Here is an 18,952-nt window from a genome sequence, read left to right on the forward strand (position 1 = left end):
AGGGAAGCAATAAGAGGAATGAATATGAGTAAGCAGATGGTTTTAGTTGCAAGGACAAACAAGGTTGGCTCTGACTCTGAGTGTGGTCTGGGTATTACTGAGGATGAATGGGATAAATTAACCGAAGAAGAGCAATCAGAATATATCAATACTGCAATTGATAATCTTGTTGATTGGTATGTGAAGACAGAAGGCTAAAGGTAGAGTGATGAAAGTTGAACAATCTAAAGTGACTAAATTAGTGATAACGGGTGTAGAACGTCACGACCCCATTCATGTTTACCTTGAAGACTACGGCGATAATCAAAATGGTCGTGTCACAATTAGCGAAAGCGGTTGTTCTTGGTCTTGTTTTTGGGGTTCTATGGGTAGCTCACTAGTTGAATTCATTCAGCGTATCAATAATCACTACTGGATAGGTAAGTTAGATTCTAATTTAATCTATGAGATGGACGCTGATAACGATGCAAATGCTGAATACGCTAAAAAACAAGTTATCGAGCTGCGCAAAGATGGTGAAATAGACCAATACGAAGCAAGGGAGTATTGGGATTTAATCGAATCATCCGATGATGTTAAGAGTGATTGTTGCAATTGCTATATAGGAAGTGAGTTGCTTGGTTTGTTTGGTGATGATGCTTGGTATAACGATTGGCCTTCTATTCCTAACCCTGAATATCTAAGAATGGAATCACGATTAAACGCTGTTCGTGAGGCATTAAAGCAAATAAAGGTGGTGTGATGAAATTAACAGATAAGCAAGCTAAAACGCTAGATATTGTGAGAGATAAGTTTGGCGCTGGAATTGATGGTAGAACGCTTAAATCTTTTGAGAAAAAAGGGTTAATTAGACAAACAATCATTGGCTGGACATTAACAAAGTTAGGGTTTGATATATTGAATAAGGTGGAGTGATGGATAAATCAAGGCAGCAATTTGAAGAGTTTATTAAGTTTCACATGGATGATGAGGAAATAAATAATAAATTTGAAACAGCAAATAACGGATTAAATTACGCTGACCAATATGTAGATTTAATGTGGATTAGCTGGCAAGCATCGCGCGAGAGCTTGGAGATTGAATTGCCATATAAACATCAACCTAAATTTTACTCATATGAAGATGGTATAAATACAGGTCTTAATATGTGCAGAGATATATTAATCAGCAACGGGGTGAAAATAAAAAATGAATGACAAATACAAAGCCGAACTAATTAACGGCAAACCAGTTATTTTATTAAATGGGAATATGATTGAAAAAGGATTTATTTCATATTCAGATGCAGTAAAAATAGCCAATAATTTAAATTCTAAATTCAAAGTAGCCCACACATATAAGATTAAATAACCATGCAAATAATCGGATATGTATTACTCATGCTAATACAGGGTTCTGCTGTACCTGTAACGGAAGATATATATACGCAATCGGAATGCAATAAACGTGCTGAATATTTAATGTCAGTGAGGAATATTGAAGTTGTTTGTGGAGAGGTATTGAATGAAAGATAAGTATTATGCTGGACTAGAATATTATAGAGATTCAATTGAAATAGAACCAACAATGAAAGATTGGTTTGTTTTAAATACTCCATCTTTGAATGTGGAAGTTACAAAACAAGACTTAATTGACATCAGAAATACTATCAACGAAATACTAGAGGCTGATAATGAATAAATACACCGAACTATCTGACTTAGAAATTAACAAGCGCGTATTTGTTGCTGCGAAAATAGAACATGAAGACACAGACTTGCATAGCAATAAAGTTTTCTATGGAGATGGAGCTAAATGGATTGAGTTTAACCCATGCAATAACCCAGCCGATGCAATGCCTATTATTATTGAGAATAAAATAGGAATGAATTTTATTGGTAATATCGTTGGCTGGTCTGCGAGTCATATTTGTGAAAGCAAAGGTGAACTTGAGGTTTACGATAAAAACTATTATCGCGCAGCTATGATGTGCTTTTTGATTATGAAGGGTGAGGAGAATGAAGGCTGACTACGGAGGTAGCCACACACCAAAGGAATTGCGTGATAGATGGCAAACTCCCCTACCTTTATTCACAGCACTGGACGCTGAATTCGGTTTCTATTTAGATGCCGCTGCCGATAAAAATAACCACCTTTGCACTCATTACCTCACCGAAAAAGACGACTCGTTAAATTGCGACTGGAAAAGTTACGGAGCGATATTCTTAAATCCTCCTTACAGTGAAATTCAGCCTTGGATTAATAAAGCCGCCGAACAATGTAAAAAGCAATTACAGCCTATCGTGATGTTAATTCCTGTTGATACTTCTGTTGGTTGGTTTAATTCTGCATTAGAAACAGTTGATGAAGTGAGATTAATTATAGGAGGAAGAATATCTTTTATTAATGCAGGAACAAACAAACCCGTCAATGGAAACAATAAAGGCTCAATGCTTTTAATATGGCGACCATATATAAAACCAAGAAAGATAATTAATACTGTCGATAGAGATGAATTAATTAATATCGGAAATAAAATATTAAATGAATGGAAAATAGCATAGGTGAATTATGAGGTTAATAATTCGCGGTGAAGTCACGCCCATAGAAAGGATTGCTATTAATGAGGCATTGGAAGCCCATAAAAAGAAATATAATCGAACTGGAATAATCGTTAGCCACAAAATAAAGATAGGAAAGAATATCTACCCAGTCGAAATAGAAAACTGTCGTAAATCATATATGGTCACTTTGCGTAATAAAAGGCAAAGACTATGAACACACAAGCAATGGAAAACGCACGAAGGCAAATAGCAAAGGAATGCTTAATCGAACTCAGAAGCCACGGAATACCTAACGACAAACTAACCACTCAGATCCTCGATAAATGCACACCAAAGTTTAAGCCTCTAAATCACACAAAGTACAACGCCAAAGATGTTATGTGCCAATACATCAGAAATCTGCAAAAGGAAGAGAAGAATGGAAGATGACTGCATGACATTGAAAGAGTTTGCAGGGAAGCTAAAACTCTCACCATCGACTATCTATAAAAACCCACCAAAATATTACATGTTTAAGGTGGGTGGTTCATGGCGAGCTAACAAGGATAGCCTGAAAAAGTTTGAACAGGCGCAGTTTAATGACAATAATGTTTACCGGCTGGCTGTGGTCGGTGGCAGGAGAAATTTAAAATGCCGATCTACAAAAGAGGTAACACATACTGGATTGATGTCACATCTCCAAGTGGAGAAAGAATTAGGAGATCTACTGGCACCACGAACAAGGTAAAGGCTCAGGAGTATCACGATAAATTAAAATACGACCTGTGGCAGATAGATAAATTAGATAAATCGCCAGAACGAACATTCGATGAGATGATGATTTTGGCGCTAAGAAATGCTGAGAGCCATCGAAGTTTTGCAAATGCACAAACTAATGCAAGGTATTTCCTAGCTATTTTCAAGGGAAGAAAACTATCCACTATTACCAGTGATGAGATCACGAACTCACTGCCTGTGTATAGCACGAAAACAAAGAGAAAACTCTCTAACGCATCCAAAAACAGGTATCGTTCATTTATTATGAGGGCATTTTCATTAGCCCACAAAACTGGGTGGATAAAAGAGAAACCGCATGTCCCGTCGTTTAGGGAGCCAACCGTTAGGGTTAGATGGATCGAAAAGGAGGTAGCGATAGAGCTTATTGATAATTTAAAGCTCAAGTGGATGAAGGACTTGGTTAGCTTGGCATTATTAACTGGGGCAAGGCGAGGTGAGTTGCTATCCCTAACTTGGAGCAATGTTGACTTAGATAGAGGGGTTGCAATAGTAACACCTGAAAACTCAAAATCTAACCGAGGTCGCCCTCTTCCCTTAAATGAAGATGCTGTAAATATTTTAAGCAATATTCCAAAAGACTTTGAATATGTATTTACAAGAACCGGGAAAAGGAAACGAACTATTGGATTGGAAGATTTTGAACGGGCGGTGAAATTAACCAAGCTAACAGATTTTAGATTTCACGACCTACGACACACATGGGCTAGTTGGCACGTTCAAAGCGGTACACCATTAATGGTATTAAAAGAAATGGGAGGATGGGAAACATTAGAAATGGTTAAGAGGTACGCTCATTTAAGTGGCGAGCATTTAACCAAATACAGTGAGCGTGTCACAATTTCGACACACTCGAAGAATAAAGCCAGCAAAAAGCCACATCTAACACTTTTAACTGGCTGATTAATATAGATTAATATTACCCATTATCTAGTGTAAAACACAATCCTGAATAGATTTAATATCGGACTCTGAATTAGAACCGTTTTTAGCTTGAACAGTTAACTCACGAATACGTTGTAAGTTATTATTAATTTCATTTAATGCCCCTTCTGTAGTTTGGGCAATTGAAATACCGTCGTTCGCATTACGAGAAGCTTGAGTCAAACCATTAATATTTGAAGTAAAACGGTTAGCAATCGCTTGACCCGCTGCGTCATCCTTGGCGCTATTAATACGTAAGCCAGAAGATAAACGTTGGATAGCGTTACCTAATGCACTTTGTGAACGGTTTAAATTATTTTGAGTCACGAGTGACAGGTAATTGGTATTAATGACTTGTGCCATAAAATATTCCTTCAACTTGATTTTAAAATACTTTTTAATGAATAGGTTGGTTATTACGTCACTGTAATAACGTTGCCTAAACACTATCGTCATCAATTTTGAGAGTTTTACGATTTTTGACGTCAAGAAAATAGCAATAAAAGCCAGTTAGTTAATTTGTAAGGAATAATTGATTGCAAAAAAAAGAGGAAATGATCGAAAGAAAAAATAAAACTAAAAAAGAATGGGTTTAAATATAAAATACTGAGAGCCTATATTCTAAATAATTCAATATGTAGTTAGGCAATAAATAAGTGAGTTGCTAAGACAATGGAAATATGACGAGTATATATCCCCTGCTTAGTGTTAAAAGAAAAGTATGAATATTTCTTAGCGTAAAAAACAAAAAAAAGACCCTCAGATGAGGGTCTTTGATATAGAAAGGTATCTTTTGTGTCAGAGTACGAATTAACGTAACAGAGACAGAACTGATTGTGGTACTTGGTTTGCTTGAGCAAGTACAGAAGTACCAGCTTGTTGCAGGATTTGACCACGGCTCATGTTAGAAACTTCTGTTGCATAGTCAGCATCTAAGATACGGCTACGTGAAGCAGATAAGTTATTAACAGTGTTGTTCAGGTTGTTGATAGTAGATTCAAAACGGTTTTGAATCGCACCTAATTTAGAACGGCTTTCATCAATTTTGTTGATAGCTTCGTCTAAAGTAGCCAGAGCATCTTCTTTAACGTCTAAAGTTTTAACGTCTTTACCCGCAGCAGGAGTAAATTCGTTAGCAGTTACAGCTGCACTTGCTTTTAAGTTAACTTGTGCAGTATCTGTACCATCAGCTTCAAAGTCAGAAGAAGAAACTAAATAATCTGTACCGCCTTTAGTTGCAACAAATTTATCTGCAACAACTTTACCATCTTCTTCATAAGCTTTAACTGTTAAACCAGTTTCCAGTTTAGTACCAGTAGCAACACCTAATTTAGTAGGGTCTGCAGCAGCACCAGCTTTCTTCTCACCTTTGCTAACTGTAGCTTCTGTAAACAGTTTGTCACTTGAAACGCCTAAAGTACCGTTATCAATTTTATCTAAGTTAAATTTGATAACTTCTTTATCGTTAGTACCAACTTGGATAGTCATTTCTGACTTCTCACCGCTCAGTACTTTAACGCCGTTGAACTGAGTTTGTTCAGAGATACGGTTGATTTCACCAAGACGCTCTTTAACTTCTTCTTGGATTGAAGTGATGTCTGAGTTAGAGTTAGTACCGTTTTTAGCTTGAACTGTTAACTCACGGATACGTTGTAAGTTGTTGTTGATTTCGTTCAGAGCACCTTCAGTAGTTTGAGCGATAGAGATACCATCGTTCGCATTACGTGATGCTTGAGTTAAACCATTTACGTTTGAAGTGAAACGGTTAGCAATCGCTTGACCTGCTGCATCGTCTTTAGCGCTGTTGATACGCAGACCAGAAGACAGACGCTCGATTGCACTTCCTAAAGCTCCCTGAGATTTGTTCAGGTTGTTTTGAGTTACCAGAGATAGATAGTTGGTATTAATGACTTGTGCCATAGCTAGATTCCTTTAAAATCAAGTCGATAAAATAAAAGTTTGCCTATTCATTTACGGTGTCAATCACCGGCAACAAGTTTATCGGCACCCCACATACAACCTTTAACTTTTCCTACAAATATTTCTGCGTTTTTTTATAGAATTAATATCAAGTCAATGATAAACAAGGAAATTAAATTATTATTTTTTTATTAAAATTTTATCAATTTTCGTCTCAACCTATTTTTACCCTTCTAAATTCGACTTTAGTCATCAATGGCAACAAAAGGCTTCTATATGGCAGCCTGTTTACGTCATCAAAAATACCAAATAGACGTAAACTTTTCGCCGATTCTACCGATAACGGTTTTTGAGGATTATTTTACGAACACAGAAAGGAGACCGGTATGGCTGGTATTGCTTCACTAGGCGTGGGCTCAGGGATACCTCTTAGCCAATCATTGGCACAATTAGAGGCGGCAGAAAATAAACGTCTTGAACCCCTAGATAAACAGATGAAAAGCTACGAAGCGCAAATTACCGCTTACGGTAAGATCCGTAGCCAACTTGATAAGCTACAAAAGGCGTCAGAAAACTTAAAGAAATTTGACGAAATTGTTGCAACGAAAATAGACGATGAGTTTGATGCTTTTAAAGTGACTACGGATGGTAAAGCCAGTATTGGTAACTATACCGTATCTATTAAAGAACTTGCTCATGCGCAAACACTGAAATCAAAAGCAGTAAGCGATGTAAAAGTACCTATTGGAAAAACATTAGGTGATGGTAATAAGCGTACCTTAGTGATTACCCAGCCTGGTGAAAAAAAACCATTACGTATTGAGTTAACTGACGATCAAACCTCTATGATTGAATTGCGTGATGCAATCAATAAAAAAGAGGGTAACGTTTCTGCCACTATCGTTAAAGCAAAAGATGGCGTTAACCACTTAGTACTGACTTCTCGTAAAGAAGGTACTGATTCAAAAATGGAAATCACTGTTGAAGGTGATGATGAACTGAATGATTTTATTAGTTATTCATCTAAATCTAACAGTGGTGCAATGCAAGAGATCGTTCCTGCAAATAATGCAAAATTAACGATTAACGGTATTGATATTGAACGTCAAACTAACGAGATTAAAGATGCCCCTGAAGGGATCATCTTAAACCTTAAAAAAACGACCTTTGATAATAAAGATAAAGCAGATAAGCCAGAAATCGTGACTGTTGCTCGTGATATTGAGCCAATGAAAAAAGCGATTCAAGCTTGGACAGACGCTTATAACGAATTAAACAGCACCTACAAATCTCTCACTAAATATACCCAAGTGGAGAAAGGCGAGGCAGCATCGAAAGATAATGGCGTGCTACTCGGTGATACTACCAGCCGTATGATTATGTCTGAGCTAAAAAGTTTTGTAACTAGCTCACAAGGCACCTCAGATATGGATACCCTTAATAAAATGGGTATTAAATTTAAGGTCGATGGCTCTTTAGATATCGATAGCAAAAAGCTGGATGAAGCGTTAAAAGAAAAACCAGCTAACGTGAAAGAGTTTTTTATGGGTGACGGTAAAGAAACCGGCTTTGGTACACAAACCTATAATTACCTGAAAAAAACCCTGCAATCTAATGATGGTACTTTAGATATTGCCACTGATGGCGTGAAAAAACGTAAGAAAACATTAGATAGCCAAATTAAAAACACGGAACGTAATATTGCGACCACGATGGAACGTTATAAAAAACAATTCCAACAGTTAGATAAAATGGTGAACTCCATGACTAACTCCAGTGCCTCAATTGGCCGTTTATTAATGTAATTTTTTAAAAGTAGGACATTATGTATCAACAATCAGCCAGTAAAATGTATGCTCAAATCGACGTTGAAAGCGAGATTTTAAATGCCACGCCTTACCAGCTGATCCAGATCCTATTTAATGGGGCGCTTAGCGCCCTTCGCCGTGCATTAATATTAATGGAGCAAGGAAATATCGCAGGTAAAGGCGAAAATATTTCTAAAGCCATTAATATTATTGGTAACGGGTTAAAGCAAGGTTTGGATAAAGAAAAAGGCGGCGAGCTTGCAGAAAATCTGGAGCTCCTTTATGACTATATGGTTAATCAGCTACTCGATGCTAACTTAAAAAATAACCCAGAAAAAATTCATGAAGTCATCAAGCTCTTAACTGAAATTTCTGATGCTTGGCAACAAATCGGCACACAGATTAATTCTTATTAAATTAGAGTGGATAACAATATGGATATTATGGCAGCTTACGAGCATGTTTTAAAATCAAGTGAGCAAATGTTAACGCTTGCCAAAGATCAGCAATGGGATAAGCTGATAGAAATGGAAATGGATTATTTAAAAAGCGTAGAAAGTATCACTAAGATGATAAAACCGGCTGACGGTGAGCTGAGACTACAACAACGCCTCACAGATATGCTAAAGAAAATCTTAGAAAACGAAAATGAGACGCGAAATTTATTACGGGCTCGTCTAGATGAGCTTGGCATATTAATAAGACAGACTGAACAAGAGCAGAGGGTACAAAATAGCTATGGTCAGTTTACAGAACATAGTTATTATCCTGATCTCAATCTTAAATAACTCTCCTCTGCGCCAAAAGCGGTTTTATTAGCTAATGGCGTCTTTACTTAGAAAAAGTCAATCTTATTATTCAGCTTAACTTGTTATCGGTAACGTAAAAACAACGTTTACCATTTTATTTTTTTGTTTTTTACTTTTTTTGATTACTACATAGATTGTTCAGATTGCACTAACACCATATCAATATGTGGAATGTTATCTTCAAGATAAGTTTCTGAATCGATAACAAAACCATGTGATTGATAAAATGAGACTAAATAAGCCTGTGCCATTATTTTTATTGTATGGGTATTAAATTGACGACACGTAGTTGCAATCGCCTCTTTTATTAACTGATGCGCAATACCACTTCCTCGCTGATGTTGAGCAACAATCACTCGCCCTATTGAGGCTTCTTTAAATGCGATACCTTGCGGTAATAAGCGTGCATAAGCAATCAGTTGCTGACTCTCTTCCTCTTTAGCAAATAAGTGTAATGTATTTTGATCTACCCCATCCAGATCTTGATAAGCACATTGCTGCTCACAAATAAAAACCTGGTTCCTTAATGCCAAAATAGCGTAAAGCTCCTCTGTGGTGAGTTGTGAAAATGATTTTAAAATCCAATTCATATACTTATCTCGTGATTGTTGTGTATTAGCATGATTTCTATAATTTCTTATTATTTATCTGCAAAAGCAAATAAAAAATCGCCCACTTCACTGTGGGCGACGTATTAGCTCATAATAATCTGATAAATACTAATCTATTTAATCACATCATAGAGTTGCTGATTAGATAAGTAATCTGCGGTTAAACCTGCTGATGGATTATATTGCCCACCGTGGATCTCAGAGAATGCTTTACCCTCTTTACCTAATGAGACTTTGCGTTCATCTTTACCCGTGCTTTCATGGATAGAATAGGTTTTACGGCGCATTGCAATATATTTATCTGCATCATTAGCAATATCGGTGTGATAGCCTGTAATTTGTGTATCTGTTAAGGCTAATTTATTTGCTAAATCACAGCCCCAGCGAGTTAAACAGACCTCTGCAAAGTGGCGAACCACTAAACCCGGCGCATATAATGCATTTTCACCTTCACTACCATCAAGAGAAGCATTACCCACTAATGTGGCATGACGTCCAGAAATAGGGAAAATATGCATTTTAGTATCAGCAGCAACGGTTGGGATCACGCAAGTAAATCCTTTAGAGCGTTCATCTCTTGCATAAAATCCGACATATTCTTTGACGTTTTTACCAAGCGTGACTTTTTCAGGTTGAAAATTCAGTGGACCAGGAACAGGGTCAATAGCAAAAATATTCACTGGAATATCTTTTAATTGAGGATCAGCCAACATCGCATTCGCTAACATATGGCAAGTAATACCACCACGACTCCAACCCACTAAGTTAACTTGAGTTGGAATAATGCCATCTTTACGGAAAATTCGAATAATTTGCTGTTGAAGTTGTTGCTGAGTGACTTGGCGATCGCCATAGTCATATTTACGCCATAAAAAAGAGCCGGTTACTTTGACATCTTCAATAGGAATGCCCGCTTTCTTCAGTTGGTTATACTGCTCTTCTGTCAACTTTTCACGTTGCCAATCAAAGTTTCCTTTCATTAAGCAAAGTGCATGAGCCACGTTTTCTTCCCAGCCACTACCAAATAGCGAACCCTTGATATCAGAGTAATTAGGGCTTTCAACCCATAAATCATCTTCTTGCAAATTACCACTACCCGGTCCATCAACAATAAACCACTGTGCAAACTCTCTTCCTTGGTTGTTTTGCGCTAAAGTGGAGACTAATTCACCTTGCCAGAAGGTAGGATTATTATTATCAAATGAGCTAGACCCAGTACCACATAAATAAACGGTTAATACTGTCATAATTAAATATCCTTTTATTAATAACTAAAAAACCAAAATAATGATTTTTATTTCCTTGTATTGAGCTATTCCTTAGCCCACCAGCACATTAACCATAAGCCTTTTTTTGTTCAATGAGTAAAAGTAAATTAGTAGAGCTAAGATCACATAATTGAACTTAACTTAAGTAAAAAATAAAAAAGCGCTATCAGATCAATGTAATTAAATTATATTAATGAACGCCTTATTTTTTTATTATTTCTATTAGTAAATTGTTTTATAAATAAAGTATATTAAATAACCAATTCTTAAATTTGGATAAAAAAAATCCCACATTTAATAAATGTAGGATTTTCTATTAGGTATAATGTCTTATAAACGATTAAAAGCAACTACTCTCACCGCAGGAATATCAGCTTGTGCTCCTTCAGCAACTTCCTGACATGCTTTTTCTAACGCAATATGGGGTGTGATCCCACTTTCTGTTTCTACAATTTTATGTCCGGCGTAGGTATCACCATTTCTGGAACGCACTTTATACGCAATAAACCAATATTCCATATCATCACCGTTTACGTTATTAATCATGTAATTACCATAGCCGTTTATGACCTGCTTTAATGTGATAATAATCAATAATTTTTAGTTTAATAAAATCGTTTTATAAAAAGATGAACTTCATCGTAAGAAAATTAAGCGTGACCTGCCATTTCTGATTGCACTAATTTTTTTATTTTTACTGCTTTTTCAAAGTGATCAAATTTATGTATCATTATCCACCACGTTGCAGCTTCCATAAGTAATTCAGGATTGTCATTTTTATTAGCAAAAAAAGCATAAAATGATAATCCCACTCCCTCTCCTTTGGCTGAAATTTTGTCATTACATATTTGAATTATTTTTTGTTGTAGTGATTTTCTCATATTCTCTCTATCTTTATTTTTGGCGTGATAATAAATAGCTAAGACTAAAGACTCTATCCATGAAATTTATTCCATAACAAAATAAGCAACCACGCCGCGATAATCCAGCAAATAACCGCCGTAGCCAATGCTGTAAATAATTTTACATAGTTGATCATCACATAAAGTGAAATTAGGTAAATCATATAAGGAATAACAGCCCATAAACTAAAAATAATGGTAGTGCGTAGCGCTTCAATAGAACGTTCAGAGCCAACAATATAGTGTGCAATAAGCGCAAAAGTTGGGAATAATGGAACCAATCCCGCAATATAATAATGGCGAGATTTCGATAAAACGGCGATTAATACCACTACAAACGCACCTATCAGTGCTTTAATCAGTAATCCCATTCTTTTTCCATCAATTTATAAAAACCTTACTACTATCATACCTATTCATATTGATATGTGAGCTGGTTTTATTTTTAGTTATTTAAAATGCGATTAAATACTTATCATGAGAAAAAGCCCAATAAAATTATTGAGCTTTAATGCATATTAAATTTTTTTTAAGCAAACATTAGTCTTCTTGCCAAGAAATATCTTGTTCACTTTCATCTGTTCTCAGTAAAACCAACTCGCCTAACTCGGTTGTTTTATAGGTATTCGTTCTATAATGCTTCGTTTTTTTCCCTGTTTGAGGATCTTTTGTGATCCAATAAATACTACCTTCAAAATCAATTCCTTGGTAATAAGTCGAAAAACGTTTACGTTCACCGTCATGCCAACCGACGACAATGACTGATTGAGTACCCGCAGTCAGTTCTTCTAAAGGAAATTCAGAGAGTAGCAATCCATTATCACCAATATTAGCAGAACAGTTTTGCCCCCCAACAAAAGCGGAACAACTTGCATCCGTCCCACTAATTTCAGAATGATTACCAAAAATAGCCGCCGTTTTAAAGTTATCCTCCGAGACAACATTAGCGTTATTTCCTGTCGCAATACCTATACTTCCTTCAGTAAGATCTTGCACCCAAGTATTATCCCCTGTTGAGATACCAATTGAATTTTCTGCATAACTATAAATAACGGCTTCATTACCTGTCGTAATAGCAATGGTGTTTTTTACTAAAGGGCTTCCATTTTCATCTGAATCATAACCATGGGAGATAGTCGATTTTTGCCCTGACGAGAAAGTAACTGATTGACTTGATGCTTCGACAAAACTTTCTTCACCTGAGGTGATAAAAAGTGAATTTTTGCCATGCTTAGTAATACCGTTATCTTCATCATATTCTGTACCTTTATTATCATAAATTTTGACATTTTTACCGGTATGAATAATTTGTGCATCTTCACCAATGCAATTAACCATTTGCTCATCTAACACTAAGATTGCATTTTTACTTTCACCACTTAAAACAAGCGCTTTATTTGTTGTTACAGTTGACATAATAATATCCTTATTTATATTTCCATTATTTAACACACCTTAAACACTGATTAAATATACAGTAGTTATATTAAATAACAATCTCTCTATTAAATTTCAGAAAATAAAATAACGATAATATAATCAAATAGATAAGAGCAACCAACACATAATATATCTATAATTAATCAAATAAAGAAAAAATAAAATAGAAAAAATCGAGAAGAAAGATGATGACCGAGCTTTATATAAAACTAATCCAACATAGGTTAAGTAACTTATTTAACAATGACTTTTGATCTTTTTGAAATATAAGAAGAGATAAAAAAGTGGGTTGCTTTGATATAGATGTGCAAAATCGCACATCAATAAAATGATGTGTCTATCCCGCCTGCAAAAATCGGGGCGCTCATTATCATAAATAACAAACAATAGTATAAGTATTCGAAGGTTTAATCACATTCGAAAGCTTATATCATCTATTCAATGACATTGAGCAAGATGCCCCATCTCTATTTTGATTAGGTGTTTCTTATCTCGTTATATAAAAGAAAAGTCACCTTTATCAAATAATAAGGTACTACACCTGCATGCTCATAATTTCTTGATAAGCCGCGACGAGCTTATTACGCACTTGTACGCCCATTTGTAATGAAATACTGGATTTTTGCATATCCACCATCACATCGTTTAATTCAACACCTGGAGTACCTAAGGTAAACGCTTGAACTTTGTTGGTTGCATTCACTCGAGTTTCATTAATTTTACCCACGGCTTGAACAAGCTGAGTTGCAAATCCTGCTTGTACTGGCTGGGGTTTCGCAATATTGGATGCTTGCAAAGTCTGGATTTGCATTTTATCCAGAACACTTTCAATAGCTGGAATTGACATATAAACCTCTGCGTTAATCATCTAATTCAATTACTGAATCAATGTCATAGTAAGGAAGTGAACCAACACGCTTACCGAGTTATACCCTAACACAGGGGCTTCATTCCAAAGCGAGTAATTAACGCAAAAGTTAAGGGCTAATTACGCCATTAAATGAAACGCAAAAGGCCAATAATGAGACACCTGAGAGTAGGTTTATTTATTTGCGTAAGGGGAGTCTGTTTTGTTACGCCACGCTTTTAGTATTCATCCCGAACTACAAGGCAAGGATTGTCTATGAATGCCGAAAAAACCGACGTTGTGAACCAGAATAAAGGTTTTAACGCCATTATTAACCGGATAAAAGCCGATCCGAAAATTCCGCTCATTATTGCGGGCTCGGCGGCTATTGCCATTTTTGTTGCTGCTTTTTTATGGTTACAAAGCCCTGATTATAAAGTGCTTTATAGTAATCTTAGCGATAAAGACGGTGGCGAAATTGTCACACAGTTAACACAGATGAATGTACCTTATCGCTTGTCACAAAATGGCGCAGCGATTATGGTGCCTGACAATCAGGTTCATGAATTACGCCTGAAACTCGCGCAAGCGGGGCTTCCAAAAGGCGGTGCTGCCGGTTTTGAACTGTTAGATAAAGAAAAGTTCGGGATCAGCCAATTTAGTGAACAGATTAACTATCAACGTGCACTTGAAGGGGAGCTTGCTCGTACTATCGAGACTTTAGGTCCTGTACAGAATGCTCGAGTTCATTTAGCACTGCCAAAACCATCTCTTTTTGTTCGTGAACAGAAATCCCCTTCTGCATCCGTTACGGTGGGTCTTTTACAGGGTAGAGCGCTGGATGAAGGTCAAATTAATGCCATCGTGCATATCGTTGCAAGCAGTGTTGCAGGTATGCCTGATAGCAGCGTGACCATCGTCGATCAAAGCGGCAAATTATTGACACAGCCTGATGCATTAGGTCGTGATCTTAACTCTATCCAACTGAAATATGTTCAAGAGCTAGAAAACCGTTATCAGCAACGTATTGAAACGTTATTAGGTCCAATTGTGGGTCGTGGAAACGTTCATGCACAGGTGACTGCTCAAGTTGATTTCTCTCATACAGAAGAGACGGCTGAAGAGTACAAACCAAACCAACCACCAAATCAAGCCGCTGTGCGTTCAAAACAATTGAGCCAAAGTGAGCAAAATGGTGGCATGTTGGCTGGCGGTGTTCCTGGTGCATTATCTAATCAACCTGTTGCTCCACCACAAGCGCCTATTGAAGCACCAAAAGCGCAAGAAGGTGAGAAAACAGATGACACCAATGCAACGAGCACGAATCGCACATTAACGCGTAATCCAAACAGTAATAGCCGTTTAGATGAAACAACCAACTATGAAGTTGATCGCCGAATTCGCCATATCAAGCGTCCAGTAGGTAATGTTGAGCGTCTTTCTGTCGCTGTTATCGTGAACTACAAAACAGTTGAAGATAAGAAAGAAGCTGCTGAAGGTGAAGAGCCTGTTGTTGAAACTAAACTTGTTCCGCTAACTGATGAGCAAATTCAGCAAATTGAAGGGCTTGTTCGTGAAGCAATGGGCTATTCCCAAGAACGTGGTGACTCTTTAAGTGTCGTGAACTCTCAGTTCAACGATATTGAAGAGAAAGTGATCACCGTTCCTGTATGGGAAAATCCAGACATTCTTGCGAAAGCATTAGATTTAGGTCGCTGGTTATTACTTGTCATCATCGCATGGATCTTATGGCGCAAACTGGTGAAACCACAGCTTGAAAAACGCCGTGAAGCTGAAGTTGCTGCACAGAAAGCCGTGCTGAAAACCAAGCTTAAAGTTAAAGATGATGTTGATGAAACAGAATTAGATGACGAAGCAAGACGTAAACAAGCACGTCAACGTGTGAGTGCCGAATTGCAGAGCCAACGTATCCGTGAAATGGCAGAGAAAGATCCTCGTGTCGTTGCAATGGTTATTCGTCAATGGATGAGTAAAGAACAATGAGTAATAACTTAACTGGAACCGAAAAAAGCGCCGTTATGTTACTAACACTCGGTGAAGACCGAGCGGCGGAAGTATTTAAACATCTAAGTACTCGCGAAGTTCAACAGCTCAGTATTGCAATGTCTTCAATGCGTCAGATCTCAAATCAGCAATTGATTGATGTTATGGCAAGTTTTGAAGAAGACGCCGTCCAATACGCAGCATTGAACGTCAATGCGAACGATTATTTACGCTCTGTTCTTGTTAAAGCCTTGGGTGAAGAACGTGCGAATAATCTGTTAGATGAGATCTCTGAAACTCGTGAAACAACAACGGGTATCGAGACACTTAACTTTATGGAACCGCAAATGGCTGCCGATATTATCCGCGACGAACATCCGCAGATTATCGCAACTATCTTGGTTCACCTCAAACGGGGTCAAGCGGCAGATATTCTTGCCCTGTTTGATGAGAAATTACGTAATGACGTGATGTTACGTATCGCAACATTTGGTGGTGTTCAACCGTCAGCATTAGCAGAGTTAACTGAAGTACTGAATAACCTGCTTGATGGTCAAAACCTCAAACGCAGTAAAATGGGTGGTGTTCGTACTGCTGCTGAAATCATCAACTTGATGAAGAGCCAGCAAGAAGAGAATGTCATTACTGCGGTTCGCGATTACGACGGCGAATTGGCACAAAAAATTATCGACGAAATGTTCCTGTTCGAAAACCTTATCGATATCGACAACCGTTCTATCCAGCGCATTCTACAGGAAGTGGAATCCGACTCCTTGGTTGTGGCATTGAAAGGATGCGATCAAGAGCTGCGCGATCACTTCCTCAACAATATGTCGCAACGTGCTGCTGAAATCATGCGTGATGACTTGAGTTCTCGCGGCCCTGTCCGTATGTCTCAAGTGGAAGCAGAGCAGAAAGCAATTCTGCTTGTGGTACGCAAATTAGCAGAGACTGGAGAGGTTGTTCTTCATGGAGGAGACGATACCTATGTCTGATAAACATACTGATACTAACTGGAAGCCTTGGGTTCCCAAAGAACTCACTGATTGGGCATTAACTGTCGAGGAAACGACAGAAGACGAAAAGGAAGTCGAAAAACAGGAAAAAGAAGTTGTTCAGCAACAGAAAGTTCTTGAGCAAATTAATATGCTTGATGACATGAAAGACAAGGCTCAGAAATTGGGCCACGCTGAAGGCTTTGAGGCAGGGAAAAACCAGGGTTATCAGGAAGGCTATCAGGCTGGATTACAATCAGGTATTGAAGAAGGTATTCGCCAAGGCATTGCTCAACAATCACCATTAATTAATGAATGGCAAGGATTGTTAGCGGAGTTTAGGCACTCTTTAAATGGGTTAGACAGTGTTATTGCATCACGTTTAATGCAAATCGCCCTCACAGCAGCAAAAGAAGTTTTAGGTCAACCTGCTGTTTGTGATGGGTCTGCATTACTGGCGCAAATAACCTTAATGTTGCAACAAGAACAAATGTTCTCAAACAATCCACAGTTAAGAGTTAACCCAAAACATATTCCACAAATTGAAAAAGAGCTGGGTGATTCACTTTCTGCTCATGGTTGGAAAGTGGTTGCCGATAACAGTATTCATGTTGGTGGATGCCGTGTTGTGACAAATGATGGCGACCTTGATGCCACGATTGCAACTCGTTGGCATGAGCTTTGTCGTCTTGCTGCTCCGGAGGCGTTGTAATGACAGCAAGATTGGGGCGTTGGTTAGAAAAACTCAGTGATGCAGAAGCGCGTTTAAATAAAATTCCGCGTGTACGTCAATATGGTCGTTTAACCAGAGCAACAGGTTTAGTCATGGAAGCTAAGGGGCTTGTTATGCCCCTTGGCTCTACGTGTTTAATAGAACGTACCATTGGTAAAACTGTTGAAGAAGTTGAGAGTGAAGTCGTTGGGTTCAACGGTAGCCAAATGTTGTTAATGCCTTTACAGGAAGTCGAGGGATTAACACCGGGCGCGCGTGTTTATGCACAAGCCACACCGGGTGGTGAAAATGAAGGACGCCAATTACCTCTTGGAGATGCGCTGTTAGGGCGTGTTTTAGATGGTTCTGGTTATCCTTTAGATGGTTTACCACCACCAGATACCGGTTATCGTGCGCCACTGATCACGCCACCTATCAACCCACTACAACGTACTCCGATTACGGATGTACTGGATGTAGGCGTACGTGCAATCAACTCACTGTTAACCGTGGGTCGTGGTCAACGTATGGGGCTTTTTGCCGGCTCTGGTGTCGGTAAAAGTGTGTTATTAGGCATGATGGCGCGTTTTACCCAAGCTGATGTCATTGTTGTTGGATTAATTGGTGAACGTGGACGCGAAGTTAAAGACTTTATCGAAAATATTCTCGGTACTGATGGTTTAGCACGCTCTGTGGTTGTAGCCGCACCGGCTGACGTATCACCACTGCTTCGTATGCAAGGTGCTTCTTATGCAACGCGTATTGCAGAAGATTTTCGTGATCGCGGAAAACATGTCTTACTGATTATGGATTCGCTCACTCGTTACAGTATGGCGCAACGTGAAATCGCCCTTGCTGTAGGTGAACCGCCTGCAACCAAAGGCTATCCACCTTCTGTCTTCGCTAAATTGCCTGCACTTGTCGAACGTGCGGGAAATGGCGTTGATGGCGGCGGTTCTATTACGGCTTTCTATACTGTGTTAACAGAAGGTGATGATCAGCAAGATCCAATTGCAGACTCTGCGCGTGCAATTTTAGATGGTCATATTGTGCTTTCGCGTTCTCTGGCAGAATCTGGGCACTACCCTGCTATCGATATTGAAGCCTCTATTAGCCGTGCAATGACATCACTGATTGATAAAACACATTATCGTCGCGTACAAGTGTTTAAACAGCTTTTGTCTAGTTATCAACGTAACCGCGATTTAATTAACGTAGGTGCTTATGCTGCGGGTAGTGATCCTATGCTTGATAAAGCCATTGCGCTTTATCCATCCCTCGCGAAGTTCTTACAACAAGATATCCAAGAGCAATGCAGTTATCAAAGTGCATGTGAGCAACTTAATCAACTGATCACAGTAAACTAATTCTGAACATAATCAGAGAAAGTAAAGA

At 38.1% G+C, this 18,952-nt stretch carries 26 protein-coding genes and 1 pseudogene; 18 read left to right on the plus strand and 9 right to left on the minus strand.

Annotation, left to right across the window (positions count from 1 at the left end; genetic code table 11):
- The first annotated feature begins 24 nt into the window (after positions 1-24).
- The 11 genes from QQS39_RS11665 to QQS39_RS11715 all read left to right on the plus strand — a co-directional run bounded on the left by QQS39_RS11665 (position 25) and on the right by QQS39_RS11715 (position 4,220).
- Entirely contained in the window at positions 25-198 is a 174-nt protein-coding gene (locus QQS39_RS11665) for a DUF7167 family protein (RefSeq protein ID WP_255297097.1), read from the plus strand.
- A gap of 10 nt (positions 199-208) precedes the next feature.
- The gene (locus QQS39_RS11670) at positions 209-742 is read left to right on the plus strand and encodes a phiTE_072 family protein (RefSeq protein ID WP_285804589.1); all 534 of its coding nucleotides are present in this window, start codon (positions 209-211) and stop codon (positions 740-742) included.
- Entirely contained in the window at positions 742-915 is a 174-nt protein-coding gene (locus tag QQS39_RS11675) for a hypothetical protein (protein WP_285804590.1), read from the plus strand. The genes QQS39_RS11670 and QQS39_RS11675 overlap by 1 nt, the downstream gene beginning before the upstream one ends.
- Complete coding sequence (locus tag QQS39_RS11680) at positions 915-1,196, plus strand: phiTE_015 family protein (protein ID WP_285804591.1); 282 nt, start codon at positions 915-917, stop codon at positions 1,194-1,196. Before QQS39_RS11675 ends, QQS39_RS11680 begins: the two co-directional genes overlap by 1 nt.
- The gene (locus QQS39_RS11685) at positions 1,189-1,350 is read left to right on the plus strand and encodes a hypothetical protein (RefSeq protein ID WP_285804592.1); all 162 of its coding nucleotides are present in this window, start codon (positions 1,189-1,191) and stop codon (positions 1,348-1,350) included. Before QQS39_RS11680 ends, QQS39_RS11685 begins: the two co-directional genes overlap by 8 nt.
- A 153-nt stretch (positions 1,351-1,503) precedes the next feature.
- On the plus strand, positions 1,504-1,680 hold the full coding sequence (locus tag QQS39_RS11690) for a hypothetical protein (protein ID WP_285804593.1): 177 nt from the start codon (positions 1,504-1,506) through the stop codon (positions 1,678-1,680).
- Entirely contained in the window at positions 1,673-2,008 is a 336-nt protein-coding gene (locus QQS39_RS11695; RefSeq protein WP_285804594.1) for a phage protein NinX family protein, read from the plus strand. Before QQS39_RS11690 ends, QQS39_RS11695 begins: the two co-directional genes overlap by 8 nt.
- A complete protein-coding gene (locus QQS39_RS11700) occupies positions 1,998-2,543 on the plus strand; it encodes a phage N-6-adenine-methyltransferase (RefSeq protein ID WP_285804595.1) in 546 nt (181 codons plus the stop codon). Before QQS39_RS11695 ends, QQS39_RS11700 begins: the two co-directional genes overlap by 11 nt.
- 7 nt (positions 2,544-2,550) lie before the next feature.
- Positions 2,551-2,757 (plus strand): DUF4060 family protein, encoded by a 207-nt coding sequence (locus QQS39_RS11705; protein WP_103004601.1) that lies wholly within the window; start codon positions 2,551-2,553, stop codon positions 2,755-2,757.
- A gap of 204 nt (positions 2,758-2,961) precedes the next feature.
- Positions 2,962-3,270 carry a hypothetical protein gene (locus tag QQS39_RS11710; protein ID WP_164526231.1) on the plus strand — a complete coding sequence of 103 codons (309 nt, stop codon included), beginning with the start codon at positions 2,962-2,964 and terminating at the stop codon, positions 3,268-3,270.
- Positions 3,174-4,220, plus strand: a complete 1,047-nt coding sequence (locus tag QQS39_RS11715) for a tyrosine-type recombinase/integrase (RefSeq protein ID WP_285804596.1) — start codon at positions 3,174-3,176, stop codon at positions 4,218-4,220. Before QQS39_RS11710 ends, QQS39_RS11715 begins: the two co-directional genes overlap by 97 nt.
- A 42-nt stretch (positions 4,221-4,262) precedes the next feature.
- Here QQS39_RS11715 and QQS39_RS11720 read toward each other — a convergent pair.
- Positions 4,263-4,604, minus strand: a pseudogene (locus tag QQS39_RS11720) (flagellin N-terminal helical domain-containing protein); the annotation flags it as partial.
- A gap of 447 nt (positions 4,605-5,051) precedes the next feature.
- A complete protein-coding gene (locus QQS39_RS11725) occupies positions 5,052-6,161 on the minus strand; it encodes a FliC/FljB family flagellin (RefSeq protein WP_151435465.1) in 1,110 nt (369 codons plus the stop codon).
- 386 nt (positions 6,162-6,547) lie between these two features.
- On the opposite strand from QQS39_RS11725, the gene fliD reads away from it, so the two are divergent.
- Genes fliD through fliT form a run of 3 tightly spaced genes read left to right on the plus strand, consistent with a single transcriptional unit; the run spans position 6,548 to position 8,757 of the window.
- Positions 6,548-7,966, plus strand: a complete 1,419-nt coding sequence (fliD, locus tag QQS39_RS11730) for a flagellar filament capping protein FliD (protein ID WP_151435466.1) — start codon at positions 6,548-6,550, stop codon at positions 7,964-7,966.
- 20 nt (positions 7,967-7,986) lie between these two features.
- Positions 7,987-8,385 (plus strand): flagellar export chaperone FliS, encoded by a 399-nt coding sequence (fliS, locus tag QQS39_RS11735; RefSeq protein ID WP_023581844.1) that lies wholly within the window; start codon positions 7,987-7,989, stop codon positions 8,383-8,385.
- An 18-nt stretch (positions 8,386-8,403) separates the two neighbouring features.
- Positions 8,404-8,757, plus strand: a complete 354-nt coding sequence (gene fliT, locus QQS39_RS11740; RefSeq protein WP_023581843.1) for a flagellar protein FliT — start codon at positions 8,404-8,406, stop codon at positions 8,755-8,757.
- Between the two features lie 146 nt (positions 8,758-8,903).
- Here the strand turns inward: fliT and QQS39_RS11745 are convergent, their stop codons facing one another.
- The 7 genes from QQS39_RS11745 to fliE all read right to left on the minus strand — a co-directional run bounded on the left by QQS39_RS11745 (position 8,904) and on the right by fliE (position 13,846).
- Positions 8,904-9,368, minus strand: coding sequence for a GNAT family N-acetyltransferase (locus tag QQS39_RS11745; protein WP_151435467.1), 465 nt, complete (start codon positions 9,366-9,368; stop codon positions 8,904-8,906).
- A 134-nt stretch (positions 9,369-9,502) separates the two neighbouring features.
- Complete coding sequence (locus tag QQS39_RS11750) at positions 9,503-10,636, minus strand: hypothetical protein (protein WP_285804597.1); 1,134 nt, start codon at positions 10,634-10,636, stop codon at positions 9,503-9,505.
- Positions 10,637-10,987: 351 nt separating this feature from the next.
- Positions 10,988-11,203, minus strand: a complete 216-nt coding sequence (locus tag QQS39_RS11755; protein ID WP_023581839.1) for a hypothetical protein — start codon at positions 11,201-11,203, stop codon at positions 10,988-10,990.
- Between the two features lie 104 nt (positions 11,204-11,307).
- Complete coding sequence (locus QQS39_RS11760; RefSeq protein WP_285804598.1) at positions 11,308-11,538, minus strand: DUF6500 family protein; 231 nt, start codon at positions 11,536-11,538, stop codon at positions 11,308-11,310.
- Between the two features lie 53 nt (positions 11,539-11,591).
- Positions 11,592-11,930: a GlpM family protein gene (locus QQS39_RS11765; protein ID WP_151435470.1), complete on the minus strand. Its 339-nt coding sequence runs from the start codon at positions 11,928-11,930 to the stop codon at positions 11,592-11,594.
- 169 nt (positions 11,931-12,099) lie between these two features.
- Positions 12,100-12,975 (minus strand): YdhT family protein, encoded by an 876-nt coding sequence (locus tag QQS39_RS11770; protein WP_285804599.1) that lies wholly within the window; start codon positions 12,973-12,975, stop codon positions 12,100-12,102.
- Between the two features lie 559 nt (positions 12,976-13,534).
- Entirely contained in the window at positions 13,535-13,846 is a 312-nt protein-coding gene (gene fliE / locus QQS39_RS11775) for a flagellar hook-basal body complex protein FliE (RefSeq protein ID WP_004248328.1), read from the minus strand.
- 276 nt (positions 13,847-14,122) lie between these two features.
- On the opposite strand from fliE, the gene fliF reads away from it, so the two are divergent.
- From fliF to fliI, 4 genes are read left to right on the plus strand one after another with little or no spacing between them, the layout of a single operon-like run.
- The gene (fliF, locus tag QQS39_RS11780; protein ID WP_285804600.1) at positions 14,123-15,850 is read left to right on the plus strand and encodes a flagellar basal-body MS-ring/collar protein FliF; all 1,728 of its coding nucleotides are present in this window, start codon (positions 14,123-14,125) and stop codon (positions 15,848-15,850) included.
- Positions 15,847-16,845 carry a flagellar motor switch protein FliG gene (fliG, locus tag QQS39_RS11785; RefSeq protein ID WP_109396462.1) on the plus strand — a complete coding sequence of 333 codons (999 nt, stop codon included), beginning with the start codon at positions 15,847-15,849 and terminating at the stop codon, positions 16,843-16,845. Before fliF ends, fliG begins: the two co-directional genes overlap by 4 nt.
- Complete coding sequence (gene fliH, locus QQS39_RS11790; RefSeq protein ID WP_023581834.1) at positions 16,838-17,557, plus strand: flagellar assembly protein FliH; 720 nt, start codon at positions 16,838-16,840, stop codon at positions 17,555-17,557. Before fliG ends, fliH begins: the two co-directional genes overlap by 8 nt.
- Complete coding sequence (gene fliI / locus QQS39_RS11795; RefSeq protein ID WP_109391453.1) at positions 17,557-18,924, plus strand: flagellar protein export ATPase FliI; 1,368 nt, start codon at positions 17,557-17,559, stop codon at positions 18,922-18,924. The genes fliH and fliI overlap by 1 nt, the downstream gene beginning before the upstream one ends.
- The last annotated feature ends 28 nt before the right edge of the window (positions 18,925-18,952 follow it).

This window comes from Proteus appendicitidis, assembly GCF_030271835.1.
Taxonomy (GTDB): domain Bacteria; phylum Pseudomonadota; class Gammaproteobacteria; order Enterobacterales; family Enterobacteriaceae; genus Proteus; species Proteus appendicitidis.